The organism is Devosia psychrophila (assembly GCF_000971275.1).
Taxonomy (GTDB): domain Bacteria; phylum Pseudomonadota; class Alphaproteobacteria; order Rhizobiales; family Devosiaceae; genus Devosia; species Devosia psychrophila.
The window spans coordinates 26,233-39,833 of sequence record NZ_LAPV01000023.1; the positions used below are offsets into that span (position 1 = coordinate 26,233).

The 13,601-nt window shown below is 62.9% G+C and carries 10 protein-coding genes; 7 read left to right on the forward strand and 3 right to left on the reverse strand.

Translation table 11 applies throughout. From position 1 onward, the window contains the following. Positions 1-108 precede the first annotated feature (108 nt). Positions 109-945 (reverse strand): SDR family NAD(P)-dependent oxidoreductase, encoded by an 837-nt coding sequence (locus WH91_RS02710; protein ID WP_046169484.1) that lies wholly within the window; start codon positions 943-945, stop codon positions 109-111. A gap of 233 nt (positions 946-1,178) precedes the next feature. On the opposite strand from WH91_RS02710, the gene dnaN reads away from it, so the two are divergent. From dnaN to WH91_RS02735, 5 genes are all read left to right on the forward strand, one after another. Continuing rightward, positions 1,179-2,300, forward strand: a complete 1,122-nt coding sequence (gene dnaN, locus WH91_RS02715; RefSeq protein WP_046169485.1) for a DNA polymerase III subunit beta — start codon at positions 1,179-1,181, stop codon at positions 2,298-2,300. Positions 2,301-2,567: 267 nt separating this feature from the next. Continuing rightward, positions 2,568-3,680: a DNA replication/repair protein RecF gene (gene recF / locus WH91_RS02720; protein WP_046169486.1), complete on the forward strand. Its 1,113-nt coding sequence runs from the start codon at positions 2,568-2,570 to the stop codon at positions 3,678-3,680. 274 nt (positions 3,681-3,954) lie between these two features. After that, complete coding sequence (gyrB, locus tag WH91_RS02725; RefSeq protein ID WP_046169487.1) at positions 3,955-6,408, forward strand: DNA topoisomerase (ATP-hydrolyzing) subunit B; 2,454 nt, start codon at positions 3,955-3,957, stop codon at positions 6,406-6,408. 112 nt (positions 6,409-6,520) lie between these two features. After that, positions 6,521-7,333, forward strand: coding sequence for an alpha/beta fold hydrolase (locus WH91_RS02730; protein WP_046169488.1), 813 nt, complete (start codon positions 6,521-6,523; stop codon positions 7,331-7,333). 179 nt (positions 7,334-7,512) lie between these two features. Beyond that, positions 7,513-8,535: an LLM class flavin-dependent oxidoreductase gene (locus tag WH91_RS02735; RefSeq protein WP_046169489.1), complete on the forward strand. Its 1,023-nt coding sequence runs from the start codon at positions 7,513-7,515 to the stop codon at positions 8,533-8,535. Between the two features lie 185 nt (positions 8,536-8,720). Here WH91_RS02735 and WH91_RS02740 read toward each other — a convergent pair whose 3' ends face one another. Continuing rightward, on the reverse strand, positions 8,721-9,251 hold the full coding sequence (locus tag WH91_RS02740; protein WP_046169490.1) for a hypothetical protein: 531 nt from the start codon (positions 9,249-9,251) through the stop codon (positions 8,721-8,723). A gap of 275 nt (positions 9,252-9,526) precedes the next feature. On the opposite strand from WH91_RS02740, the gene WH91_RS02745 reads away from it, so the two are divergent. After that, positions 9,527-12,190, forward strand: coding sequence for a transglycosylase domain-containing protein (locus WH91_RS02745; protein WP_052952545.1), 2,664 nt, complete (start codon positions 9,527-9,529; stop codon positions 12,188-12,190). Between the two features lie 9 nt (positions 12,191-12,199). Continuing rightward, positions 12,200-12,622: an HXXEE domain-containing protein gene (locus WH91_RS02750; RefSeq protein WP_046169491.1), complete on the forward strand. Its 423-nt coding sequence runs from the start codon at positions 12,200-12,202 to the stop codon at positions 12,620-12,622. Here WH91_RS02750 and WH91_RS02755 read toward each other — a convergent pair. Next, positions 12,582-13,319: a M48 family metallopeptidase gene (locus WH91_RS02755; protein ID WP_046169492.1), complete on the reverse strand. Its 738-nt coding sequence runs from the start codon at positions 13,317-13,319 to the stop codon at positions 12,582-12,584. The genes WH91_RS02750 and WH91_RS02755 overlap by 41 nt on opposite strands. Between the last annotated feature and the right edge of the window lie 282 nt (positions 13,320-13,601).

The window sequence follows — 13,601 nt, forward strand, 5'->3', positions numbered from 1 at the left end:
GGAGGCGCAGGCTGCGGTGCCAGTGTTCATCGTATCGCTCCCACCCGTGGGGAGCGATCAAGGGTGGGGGTCGTTTGGCCACGTTGCCAATAATCTGGAATAGCGCGCCTAATCCCGCGCCATGAACGCCGCAAACCGCTCTTTCCACTCCGGATGCCAGCGTGACAATGCGGGGCGGCTCTCGATGATGTCCAGCGCGTTCCACAATATCCGCTTGTGGTCCGTCTCGTTGGGCGTCTCCTCGTCCGGACACAGAATGAAAAATTCTTCCCGCCCGATCGCCGCTTCCATGTAAGCCACCACCTGCTCGGCCAGCCACGCGCCTTTGCGATGCTCGGCCTCGCCCGTCGTGGTCCAGCCGGGGATCAGCAGATGCGCACTGACTTTGCTGCCTTGGCGCTCGCGCAGGTCGCGCGCCAGATTCTGCGTATAGGCATTCACCGCCGCCTTGCTGGTATTATAGGCGGGATTGCCGGGCGGATTGGTCAGCCCCTGCTTGGAGCCGGTGTTGACGATGACACTTGGACGATCCGTCTCCAGCATGCCGGGCAAGAAGGCCTGCACGCCATTGACCGGCCCCAGCACATTGACCGCGAAGGTACGTTGCCAGTTCTCGATTGGATCGAGAATGCCGCCGGCGCCGCCCGAAACGAAGAACGCCGCATTGTTCATCAGCAGCGTCGGACTGCCCCATTGGCTCTCGACCGACCGCGCCAGCGCCACCATCGCCGCGGCATCGGCAACATCGAGCGTTTCCGCCCGCACATTCCCGGCGCCGACCACCTGAACCAGCTCGGAAGCCGTCGCCGCCAGCTTGGTCTCGTTCACATCGGCCAGCACAATCCGCATCCCGGCCTGCGCTGCCCGCCGCGCCGCAGCGCGCCCAATGCCGCTGGCGCCGCCGGTGATCACGGCCACGCCGCCTGCTGCAAAACTCTCGACCATGATCGACTATCCCGTGTCATTGCGTTGCTTGTGAGCTTAGACTAGTCCGCGTGGCGATAACATGTCCCCTAGGGCCGCCCGCACAATGATCCACCCGCTAAAGTCGGGGAATTCCATGTGCGCAAGCGGCTCGCGCCCTTGCTAATTCCTTACGAAATTGTAAATGTCCAACCCCCGGCCTGCCGGGAGATTTGCTGCCACAGTGCAGCGCGTAGTGCCAGGAAAGATGCCGTATGAAAGTCACGCTCGAACGCAATCATCTGCTCAAGTCGCTGAGCCATGTGCACCGGGTTGTGGAGCGGCGGAATACCTATCCAATTCTCGCCAACGTGCTGTTCAAGGCCGCTGATGACAAGGTTGAATTGCGCGCCACCGATCTCGATATCGAGGTCACCGAGAGCGTGCCGGCCATGGTTTCGACCCCCGGAACCACTACGGTTCCAGCCCATACGCTATATGAAATCGTGCGCAAGCTCAGCGACGGCGCCGAAGTGCGCCTCGAGACCGATGGCGGCGAGAACATGGTTCTGACCTCCGGCCGTTCGCGTTTCAACCTCGCCTGCCTTTCGCCCGACAGCTTCCCCGATCTCAAGTCCGGCGCCTTCGGCCACGAGTTCACCATGCCTGCTTCGGCGCTGCGCGAGCTGATCGAGCGCACCCAGTTTGCCATCTCCAACGAAGAGACGCGCTACTACCTCAACGGCATCTATTTCCACACCGTGGATATCACCGGCACGGGCACCGTGCTGCGCGCCGTGGCGACCGATGGTCACCGCATGGCCCGCGCCGAAATCGACGCGCCGGAAGGCGCCAAGGGCATGCCCGGCATCATCGTGCCGAAAAAGACCGTTGGCGAAGTCCAGAAGCTGCTCGATGGCGCCGATGGCGACGTCAGCGTCGAAGTCTCCGACACCAAGATCCGCTTCACCGTGGGCTCGGTCGTGCTGCTGAGTAAGCTGATCGAGGGCACCTTCCCCGATTACGATCGCGTGACGCCCAAGAACAACGACAAGCAGATGAATGTCGACCGCGCCAGCTTCGCCATCGCCGTTGATCGCGTCTCCACCATTGCCTCAGATCGCGGTGGCAAGGCCGTCAAGCTGCAGGCCAAGGATGGACTGCTCGAACTTTCGGTGACCAATCCGGACCACGGTACGGCCAGCGAAGAACTGGCGGTGGAATTTGACACCGACGGCTTCGAGATCGGCTTCAATGCCCGCTACCTGCTCGATATCATCGGCCAGATCCGCAGCGAAAGCGCCGTCTTCATGTTCAACGACGCCGGCTCGCCCACGCTGGTGAAAGACGATGGCGAAACCCGCGCGCTGTACGTGCTGATGCCGATGCGTGTCTAGGCGACGTCCCGAAGGGGAAATCGTTCCAGTGGAGCAATTTAAGCCGACTAGGCCCGAAGAGCTAGGCTCGCAGGGCCCGGATGTGCCGCATATGCGATTTTCTGTCTCCTCTTTGGGAAGGCCCCCTCACCCGGCGCTGCGTGCCGACCTCTCCCCCCAAGGGAAAGGTGAAGAGGGCGTCGCGTTCGCCGTAGCATCACCTCTCCCCCAGGGGGAGAGGTCGCCCGTAGGGCGGCTGAGGGGGCCTTTCTCAGACGCCATGTTCAAATGACCCGCCACCTCTCCCGACTGCGCCTCACCGCCTTCCGCAACTACACGGCGGCGGCGCTCGACCTGGATTCCCGCCATGTCGTGCTGACCGGCCCCAATGGCGCCGGCAAGACCAACCTGCTCGAAGCCGTATCCGTGCTGTCGCCCGGCCGCGGCCTGCGTGGGGCGAGCTTTGACACACTGCAAAGCCAGGGCAGCGACCTGCCCTGGGCGGTGGCTGCAACGGTGGAAACCGACGATGGCCCCTCCGATATCGGCACTGGCGCTTCGCCCGATGGTGGCCGCCGCGTCCGCATCAATGGTGCCAATGCACGCTCCATCGAGGCGATGAGCGACTATCTGCGCGTGCTCTGGCTGACGCCCAGCATGGATGGCCTGTTCTCCGGCCCGGCGGGCGATCGGCGGCGCTTTCTCGACCGGCTGGTGACGACGCTGATCCCGTCCCACTCCGCCTCGGTCGGCGACTACGAAAAAGCCATGCGCCAGCGCAATCGCTTGCTCGAAGACAATGGCGACGCCGCCTGGCTCACTGCCATCGAGTCCCAGATGGCTGAGCTTGGCGCCTCGATCCACCTGGCACGCACCGATAGCCTGACCCACCTGCAGGCGCTGATCGAACAGAGCCTCGATGACCAGAGCTTTCCGGCCGCCCATCTGGCGCTGACGCCGCTATTCGAGCAGGGGGAGGAACCAGCCTCCTCGGCGGCCCTCGAAGCCGCCCTCGCGACCCTCTGGCGCGCCTCGCGCGGGGTTGATCGGGCCGCAGGACGCACCATATCAGGTGCTCACCGCGTCGACCTCGAAGTCACCTACGCCCAGAAGGCCATGCCGGCGGCACTAGGGTCGACAGGCGAACAAAAGGCCCTGCTGATCGGGCTCATTCTGGCCCACGCTCGCCTCGTCAAGCAGCGCAGCGGAATCACGCCGTTCCTGCTGCTCGACGAAATCGCCGCCCACCTTGATCCCGACCGCCGCCGCGCCCTGTTCCTGGCTTTGGACGGGCTCGGCACACAGTGCTTCCTCACCGGCACCGACCGCGTGCTTTTCGAGGCCCTGGGTGAGCGGGCACAGATGATCACGGTCAGGGACGGCCGGGTCTATAACGACTGAGAGTTTGCCGTCTTCACTATTTATCCTTCCACCCACTTTCTTTTACCTAGGTCTTGACCCGAGGGTCATTTCCAGCCCGGCACAAAGCGGCGAATGGTGCTCGGATCAAGTCCGAGGAAGGGGCGGTGGCTGGGGTAGTCGAGCAGATCATCCCGCAGGTGGCAGAAGGGGCAAGGAATCCCCGCCAAACCGCCCTCAAAAGCCCATTTTGCTTGGGGATATACCCTCTATCCGCTAGAACAAATCCTTGTACAAACGACCTGATTCGGACCCCATGACCGATAGCGAAAATCCAGTTCCCGAAGAATACGGCGCCGACAGCATCAAGGTGCTCAAGGGCCTCGACGCGGTGCGCAAGCGCCCCGGCATGTATATCGGCGATACGGATGACGGCTCGGGCCTGCATCACATGGTCTATGAGGTGGTCGATAACGCCATCGACGAGGCCCTGGCCGGCCACGCCGACCTGGTGACGGTGACGCTCAATTCCGATGGCTCGGTGACGGTCATCGACAATGGCCGCGGCATTCCCACCGGCATCCACAAGGAAGAGGGCATTTCGGCAGCCGAGGTCATCATGACACAGCTCCATGCCGGCGGTAAGTTCGACCAGAATTCCTACAAGGTGTCCGGCGGCCTGCATGGTGTGGGCGTCTCGGTGGTCAACGCGCTGTCAGCCTGGCTCAAGATCAAGATCCGCCGCGACGGCGAGATTCACGAGATGAGCTTTACCCATGGCAATTCAGATGCGCCGCTGAAGCAGACCGGCACCTATGTCGAAGACAGGCAGCCCGGCACCCACGAAGGCCGCAGCGGCAGCGAGATCACGTTTTTCCCGTCCGACCAGACCTTCACCATGGTCGAGTTCGATTTCAAGACGCTGGAGCATCGCCTGCGCGAGCTCGCGTTCCTGAATTCGGGCGTGCACATCCTGCTCAACGACCTGCGCCACCCGGAGCCGGTCAATATCGACCTATATTACGAGGGCGGCCTCGAAGCCTTCGTGCAGTATCTCGACAAGTCCAAGGTCGGCGTCATCGACAAGCCGATCACCATGATCAGCGAGAAGGACGGTATTACCGTCGAAGTCGCTTTGCAGTGGAACGACAGTTACCACGAGAACGTGCTTTGCTTCACCAATAACATCCCGCAGCGCGATGGCGGCACCCACCTTGCCGGCCTGCGCGGCGCCCTGACGCGCCAGGTTGTCGGCTATGCCGAAAGTTCGGGTATCGCCAAAAAAGAAAAGGTCACCATGACGGGTGACGACACGCGTGAGGGCCTCACCTGCGTGCTGTCCGTCAAGGTGCCTGACCCCAAGTTTTCGTCGCAGACCAAGGACAAGCTGGTCTCGTCCGAAGTTCGTCCCGTCGTCGAGAACATCGTCAACGAAAAGCTAGGCCAGTGGTTCGAAGAGCACCCCGTCGAAGCCAGGATCATCGTCGGCAAGGTGGCGGAAGCCGCAGCCGCCCGCGAAGCAGCCCGCAAGGCGCGTGAACTGACCCGCCGCAAGGGTGCGTTGGAAATCTCGTCCTTGCCCGGCAAGCTTGCCGATTGCCAGGAACGCGATCCTGCAAAGTCGGAAATCTTCATCGTCGAAGGTGACTCTGCCGGCGGCTCCGCCAAGCAGGGCCGCGACCGTTCCAACCAGGCCGTGCTGCCGCTGCGTGGCAAGATCCTCAACGTCGAGCGCGCCCGCTTCGACCGCATGATCTCATCGGACCAGGTCGGCACGCTGATCACGGCGCTCGGCACCGGCATCGGCCGCGAAGAGTTCAACGCCGACAAGCTACGCTATCACAAGATCATCATCATGACCGACGCCGACGTCGACGGCGCCCATATTCGCACCCTGTTGCTGACCTTCTTTTACCGTCAGACGCCGGAGCTGTTGGCGCGGGGTCATATCTACATCGCCCAGCCGCCGCTTTACAAAGCCATGCGCGGCAAGTCCGAGCAGTATCTCAAGGACGAGAACGCGCTCAATGACTACCTGATCGAGGCTGGCCTCGACGACGCGGTGTTCACCACCCGCGACGGCAACCAGCATGGCGGCGCCGACCTGCAGGGCATCGTGCAGCAGGCTCGCCAAATCGTCAGCGCCATCGACAACCTCAACACGCGCTACAATCGCAGCCTCGTGGAACAAGCCGCCATCGTCGGCGGTCTCGATCCCGAAGGGCTCAACGATCCCGACAAGATCGGCGAATTGATGAGCCGCGTCGCCAGCCGCCTTGATCGTATTTCCGACGAGCTCGAACAGGGCTGGTCCGGCGAAATCACCGATACCGAAGACCTTGCCTTTTCGCGCACCGTGCGCGGCGTGACCGAACGTCACCTGCTCGACAAGCCGCTGCTACAGAGCGCCGATGCGCGCAAACTTCGCCAGCTCGCAGAGCGGCTGGACGAAATCTATGGCGGCGTACCGACGTTGACCCGCAAGGGTGAAACCATCCAGATCTTTGGGCCATCCAGCCTGTTCAAGGCAGTCACGGACTCGGGCCGCAAGGGCGTGTCGCTGCAGCGCTATAAAGGCCTCGGCGAAATGAACGCCTCCCAGCTCTGGGAAACCACGCTCGACCCCAACGCGCGCACCCTGCTCAAGGTTGAAGTCAAGGAAACCGACGAAGCCGACGCCATCTTCTCCGCCCTGATGGGCGACCTCGTCGAACCCCGCCGTGATTTCATCCAGGAAAACGCCCTCAGCGTCAGCAACCTCGACGTCTGAAGTCGTGTGCATGTGCATATCCGTCGTTACCCAAATAATCGTGTAGGAACATTGCCGCTGAGCCTTCGTTGATTGGTGCCCTGTCCGGGCGTACCAATTAAGGAGAGGCCTCGTGGCTTCCGAACTCATCAAGATTTTTACCGAAGACACCGGCGGCGATGGCCGTCCCGTCATTCTGATCCATGGCTGGCCCCTATCGGGCGCAGCTTGGGAGAAACAGGTTCCCGCGCTCCAGCAAGCCGGTTATCGGGTCATCACCTATGACCGCCGCGGCTTTGGCCAGTCCGACAAGCCAGCATCCGGCTATGAATACGACACACTGACCGCCGACCTGGCTGGCCTGATCGATGATCGCAACCTCTCCGATGTTACTCTCGTCGGCTTTTCCATGGGCGGCGGCGAAGTTGCCCGCTACATCGCAACCTATGGCGAGAGCAAGCTGCATTCGGTGGTCTTTGCCTCGGCAGTGCCGCCCTACCTGATCCAGACGCCTGACAATCCCGAAGGTCCTCTCACCAAGGCGAAGGCCGACGAGATGGAAAGCGGCTTGCGCGCCGACCGCGAAGCTTTCTTTGACCAGTTCACCAAGGACTTCTTTTCGGCCAAGGGCCAGCTCAAGTTGACCGAGCAGGAACGCCAGGACGCGCTCACAGTCTGCCTGCAGTCCGACCAGACGGCGGCTCTCGGTTGCATGAAGGCTTTCGCCACCACCGACTTCCGCAACGACCTGGCCAAGGTAACTGTACCGACGCTAGTGATCCACGGCGATTCTGACGGGATCGTGCCATTCGAAGGCTCTGGCAAGCGGACCCACGCCGCTATCGCCGGCAGCACGCTGGTCGTGGTGCCCGATGCCCCGCATGGCGTCAATGTCAGCCATCCCGAAGTCTTCAATGCCGAGCTGTTGAAATTTCTGGCACGCTAGCCATCACTCTCCACCAGACCTGCCAATGAGCCTGGCCATCCGGTCAGGCTCCTCTGACGTGGCGAGGTGATTGTTCGTCGATCCGGATCACTCCGTTCAGGCGCTGGCTTTCCAGCGCCCGAGGCCGATATAGGAAGGCAACAGGCGGTGACACTCATCGCGCCAACCGGACGGCTCCCATGAAAAAGATCGGATTTCTTTCCTTCGGCCACTGGTCGCCCTCGGCCCAGTCGGGCACGCGCTCGGCCGGCGACGCGCTGCTGCAATCGATCGACCTGGCCGTGGCGGCCGAGGAACTGGGCGCCGACGGCGCCTATTTCCGGGTGCATCACTTTGCCCGCCAATTGGCCTCGCCCTTTCCGCTTTTGGCGGCTGCCGGTGCCAAGACCAAAAAAATTGAACTGGGCACCGCCGTCATCGACATGCGCTACGAAAACCCGCTCTACATGGCCGAGGATGCCGGCGCGGCTGATCTGATCTCTGGGGGCCGCCTGCAGCTCGGCATCAGCCGCGGTTCTCCAGAGCAGGTCGTCGATGGCTACCGCTATTTCGGCTATGCGCCGGCCGACGGCAAGACCGACGCCGACATGGCGCGTGACCAGACCGAGGTGTTCCTCGAAGTGCTCAAGGGCAATGGCTTTGCCGAGCCCAGCCCGCGCCCGATGTTCCCCAATCCGCCCGGCAAGCTGCGACTGGAGCCCCATTCGCCCGGCCTGCGCGAGCGCATCTGGTGGGGAGCCGCCAGCGATGCCACGGCCATCTGGGCGGCAAAGCTCGGCATGAACCTGCAGAGCTCGACGCTGAAATTCGACGAGAGCGGCAAGCCGTTCCACATCCAGCAGGCCGAGCAAATCCGCGCCTATCGGACTGCCTGGAAGCAAGCCGGCCACGCCCATGAGCCGCGCGTCTCCGTCAGCCGGTCGATCTTTGCCCTGGTCAACGACATGGACCGGGCCTATTTTGGCACCGGTCGCGCCGAGGAAGATCAGTTTGGATATATCGAACCTGAAAAGCGCGCCGTGTTCGGCCGCGGCTACACCGCCGAGCCCGAAGCGCTGATCAAGATGCTGGCCGAAGACCAGGCCATCGCCGAGGCCGATACGCTGCTGCTCACCGTGCCAAACCAGCTGGGCGTCGAGTATAACGCCCATGTCATCGAAAGCATTTTAACGCTGGTGGCGCCGGCATTGAGCTGGCGCTAATCGCCTCGGGATCGTTGAGCCCTCCCACCCTCACTTTCTCCCTCGGGCTTGACCCCGAGGGCCACTCGTCGCTTGTGCCGTGGTGATAGTGACCCTCGGGTCAAGCCCGAGGGAAAAGCCGGTGGTTGTTTGAAGCGCTGCGTTCCGCTTTGAAAGCCGCCGGGAGGCGCCGGAGACTCTCAACCTCAGCTCGGCAAGCTATACCTCGACGCCTCACACCCACTCGACCGCCAATAGGCATCCACCGACGTAAACGCACCCGTCGCCGCCATTTGCGCCGTGGCGGCGAACGCCATCGCTCGGCATTCATCCGCTCCAGCCACCACATGCACCATTTCATGCAGCATGGTCAGTTCGCGCAGCGCATCGGCCCCCGGCGTGAAGAACTGTAGGCACAGCACGAGCCGCACCGTGCCATTCTCGGGCGGTATCACCACGAAGGCCGCAAAGCTGCTGCAAGAGCCGGTAGCCCCCTCGCGCCTCTCGATATCGAGCGTGATCGTGCCACCCCAGTAGGCCGAGTGAAACGGCTGCAGGCCCAGCGCATTGCGATAGGCGGCGACGTCCACGCCGAACTCGGTTTCGCCGAGCTCGGGCAGGGCTTTTTCGAACGTCTCGACCGCTGCATCGAGTGCCGCGTCAAGCGCACTGGCCGCATTGGCAGGGGTCGGAATGGCCAGCAGGAATATACAGATAGCAACAATACAGCGGATCATCTGCGCAGATAACTCAGCTTTTGTGCCGGCAGCAAGGCAATCGTCTCGCTGTGACACCCCCGCAACACCGCGGTCCTGCTCGGAAAACCCCACATAAACCGGCCACAATTGACCCTGAGAAGAAGAGTGTGATCGCGCGGAAAGCGCCTCGGCAGGGATGCCGCGCCCGCGAGACGATCAGGATCAGCCTTAACCACTCGCTAACCTGTTGTTTCCCGACGCAGCGGAACAGCGTAGAAGCGGGCAAAAGGCACCAGTTTTCTAAGGTCTGCTTGATGGATTTTCGCATTTCCGCCGATGATCGCGTAGGCAATCAGCCATCGAAGGGCCCCAAGCCCAAGGCACAGCCACGCGCCAAGGCCGGAGACCGGGTCGAGCCCAGCATGGGCAAGTCCATGGGCTTTTCCGTCGCCGGCGAGCGTTCGGGCGGCTCGGGCAACGGCGGCAAGCCACCGAAACCCCCGCGTCGCGGCAAAGCTCAGCCTGCCAAGAAGAAGCGCTCGCGTTCGGGCGGTTTCCTCATGGGCCTGCTCTGGTGGGGCTTTGTTGCCTGCATCTGGGGCGGCATAGCGGTCATCGGCGTGGTGGTCTACTACGGCGCGCAATTGCCGTCGGCCAACACCTGGGCCATTCCCGATCGCCCGCCCAATATCCGCATTCTCGCGGCCGATGGCAGCCTGATTTCCAATCGCGGCGCCACCGGCGGCGAGGCCATCACCTATCGCGAACTGCCCTATTATGTGCCCGCGGCCATCATCGCCTCGGAAGACCGTCGCTTCATGAGCCATTTTGGCGTCGATCCGCTCGGCCTGATCTCGGTCGCCATCGAATCGGTGCAGGCGCGCGGCGTCACCCGTGGTGCGTCCACCATCACCCAGCAGGTCGCCAAGAACCTGTTCCTGACGCCCGACCAGACCCTCGGCCGCAAGGTGCAGGAAGCTATTCTGGCCGTCTGGCTGGAGCAGAATTACACCAAGGAAGAAATCCTCGAACTTTATATGAACCGCGTCTATTTTGGCGCCGGTGCGACGGGTATCGAGGCCGCTGCGCAGACTTATTTCGGCGTCTCGGCGCGTAATTTGTCGCTCGGCCAGGCCGCCATGCTGGCCGGCATCCTGCCCGCGCCGTCGGCCTATAATCCCAAGTCCAACCCGGAACGCGCCATCGAGCGCCAGCGCCTGTCGCTCAACGCCATGGCACGCGACGGCTTCATCACCCCGGAAGAAGCCGCGGCTGCCCAGATCGACCCGAGCCAGACCGTGCGAACCCGCGTCGCCGGCTCTGAATCCTACGTCGCCGACTGGGTCGAGTCGCTGATGACCGCCTATATCGGCGATATCAAATCCGACGTGGTCGTGCAGACCACCATCGATTTCAAGATGCAGAAGGACGCCGAGTTCATCGTCAAGGAACTGGTGGCCTCCGAAGGCCCCAAGCGCGGCTTCAAGCAGGGCGCGCTGGTTGCAATGGATGTCGATGGCACCGTGCGCGCCATGGTTGGTGGCGTCGATTACCAGGCCAGCCAGTATAACCGCGCCGTCACAGCAAAGCGCCAGCCCGGCTCGACCTTCAAGCCCTTCGTTTATCTCGCCGCCATGGAAAAGGGCTACACGCCCGACACTCTGGCCGAAGACGCCCAGTTCGAATATCAGGGCTGGAGCCCGCGCAATGCCTCGGGCAAATATGCCGGCACCGTGACGCTGCGCCAGGGGCTGGCCTATTCGCTCAATACCATCGCGGCGCGCCTCGCCATCGACGTCACCCCGCAGGCGGTGATCGACGTCGCGACCCGCATGGGCATTTCCTCCCCGCTTACCGCCGTGCCCTCGATCGCCCTTGGCACCCAGGAAGTGAATCTCCTCGAGCTGACCTCGGCCTATGCCCCCTTCGCCAATGGCGGCATGGGCGTCATTCCAAACGTCGTCACCTCGATCCAGGCCAAGGATGGGACGCAGCTCTATCAGTCTTCCGATGCCGGTCCCGGTCGCGTCATCGCGCCCAATATCCTGGCCGAAATGAACGACATGCTGGAAACCGCCGTCGAAGTCGGCACTGGCAAGGGCGCCAATCTCGGTGGTTGGGAATTTGGCGGAAAGACCGGTACCTCGCAGAACGCCCGCGACGCGCTCTTTGTCGGCTACACCTCGGCCATGGTCACAGGCGTCTGGCTCGGCAACGACAACGACACCAAGACCACCCTGTCGGGCGGCAATGTCCCTGCAGCGATCTGGTCGCAGTTCATGACCAAGGCGCATGAGGGCAAGACCATCGCCCCCATTCCGGGTGGCAATTATGACGGCCAGATCGTCGCCCAGCAGGTGGTCGATCCGGCCACCGGCCAGCCCGTGACCCAATATGTCGATCCCAACACCGGCGCACCGGTCCAGACCATGACAGACCTGGCAACGGGTCAGTTGATGCAGCTTGATCCGGCCACCGGCCAGTATGTTCCGGCCACCGCCGTGTCGGCCAACCAGCCGATCCAGACCGGCCAGATGGTCGATCCGACCACCGGCATGCCGGCCGGCGACCAGCAGATCGATCCCAGTACCGGCATGCCCATTGCCAATGGCGGCGGCATGCTGGTCGATGCCAATGGCAACCAGATCGATCCGACCACCGGTCAGGTCGTTGGCCAGGTCGTCGGTGGCAATCAGGTGATCCAGCCGCAAGCGATCGATCCGGTTACCGGCTTTCCGTTGCAGGACCAGAACACCGGCGCTGGCCAGGCGCCGATCGACCCCAGCACCGGCCTGCCGATGATCCTCGTCGTCGATCCAGCTACTGGCCAGCAGGTCTGGGTGCCCAGCGCCCCGGCTCAGCAACAGCAGCCGCAGCAGATCCAGCCTCCCGCCGACCTCGGCCAGCCGGTCCCAATCCAGAACGAGCGCAGCCAGCGCACCCTGATGGACCTGATCTTCGGCGGCGACCAGAACTAAGGGGCTGCGATGCGGCAGCCTGTTGAATGGAGTTGGGCGGCCGCATCGGCCGCCTTTTTCATTCACAACGCCGAGGAGGTGCTCTTCGGCCTGCCGGACTGGGCCGCGGCCCACCCTCAGGTCGGCTGGATCGCTACCGCCATGCCCCAACAACGCTTCGGAGCGATGGTCATCCTTTTGAGCGTAATCGTGGTTGCGCTGGCCGTGATTGGAACGCTTCGCCCGTTATGCTGGACCCGTTTCGTCCTGCGTCTTTTTGCGGGTATCATGCTGCTTAATGCTGCCAGCCATATCGAGCTAAGCCTCTTGACCGGCTCGATCATGCCCGGCTTGTGGACAGCTGTTGTTCTGCTGCTGCCGATGATGGGCTGGATCGCTGTTCGCCCGGCACCTATCCCCCATGCGCCATCAACTGCCGGCCATGTGCCTTGAGCCAAGCGCGGCCTTTTTCCATTTCGGGCAAAGTCCGCTGCACCGTCGCCCAGAACGCCGCCGAGTGGTTCATCTCCACCAGATGCGCCACTTCATGGGCGGCCACATAATCCAGCACAAACGGCGGCGCCAGCACCAGCCGCCAGTTATAATTGATCGTGCCGGTTGATGAACAGGAGCCCCAGCGGCTCGCCTGGCTGCGCATCTTCACGGTCTTGACCACCACGCCCAGCCGCTCGGCATGAAACGCGCTGCGCACGACCAGATCGGCCTGCGCCTCGTCCTTGAACCAGTCGACCAGCCGCCGCGCCCGATGCGCCGCATCGCCCGGCACCAGCAGCACCTTCTCTCCATCCAGTTCGGCCACCTCAACCCGCCCGCGCACCCGCCCGGTGGCAATGATCCGATGATCCACTCCGCGCAACGGCACAACACCACCATCGGCAAAGCTTGCCGCTTCGGGCGCTCGCTTGATCCGCGCCGCCAGCCAATTGTGGTGACGCAGCAAGAACGCCTCGGCCTCCGCCCATTTGCCATGCGGCGGCAGCGTCAGCAGCGGTCCGCCGCTATGGGGGATCGACAGCCGATAGCTCTTGGCCCGCGCATTGACCCGCACCGTGACGGTAACGGCCACGCCATCGATCTCGACGAGGGTACTCGGGGGAATTTTAGTTTTGGCGCGAAAAAACAGGTTCATGGCGTCTCGGGAATCGCTGCACAGATCATAGCGTGAAATTGCCCCGCCGACTCCCCCCTCCCAACCTCCCCCGTCGAGGGGGAGGTTGGGAGGGAGTGCGGCTGGCCCCGATATTTGGGCCGAACTTCCCCTTGATCCCTCCCCGCAAGGGGAGGGTGTGACTGAACACCTCCACAAAAAAAAAGACGCCCCTCGCGGGGCGTCAGTTCAGTCGTTGGGACGACCGGCTCAGGAGGGGAAGTGGCGAGCGGCGCTATCGCTACTCGCCTGGAAGGCAACCGG

Bases quoted from the DNA above. Each gene is read 5' to 3' on its own strand.
- recF (WP_046169486.1), top strand. From the start codon at position 2,568: ATGACCCGCCACCTCTCCCGACTGCGCCTCACCGCCTTCCGCAACTAC.
- WH91_RS02740 (WP_046169490.1), bottom strand. From the start codon at position 9,251: ATGATCCGCTGTATTGTTGCTATCTGTATATTCCTGCTGGCCATTCCG.
- WH91_RS02750 (WP_046169491.1), top strand. From the start codon at position 12,200: ATGCGGCAGCCTGTTGAATGGAGTTGGGCGGCCGCATCGGCCGCCTTT.
- WH91_RS02755 (WP_046169492.1), bottom strand. From the start codon at position 13,319: ATGAACCTGTTTTTTCGCGCCAAAACTAAAATTCCCCCGAGTACCCTC.
- WH91_RS02710 (WP_046169484.1), bottom strand. From the start codon at position 945: ATGGTCGAGAGTTTTGCAGCAGGCGGCGTGGCCGTGATCACCGGCGGC.
- dnaN (WP_046169485.1), top strand. From the start codon at position 1,179: ATGAAAGTCACGCTCGAACGCAATCATCTGCTCAAGTCGCTGAGCCAT.
- gyrB (WP_046169487.1), top strand. From the start codon at position 3,955: ATGACCGATAGCGAAAATCCAGTTCCCGAAGAATACGGCGCCGACAGC.
- WH91_RS02745 (WP_052952545.1), top strand. From the start codon at position 9,527: ATGGATTTTCGCATTTCCGCCGATGATCGCGTAGGCAATCAGCCATCG.
- WH91_RS02735 (WP_046169489.1), top strand. From the start codon at position 7,513: ATGAAAAAGATCGGATTTCTTTCCTTCGGCCACTGGTCGCCCTCGGCC.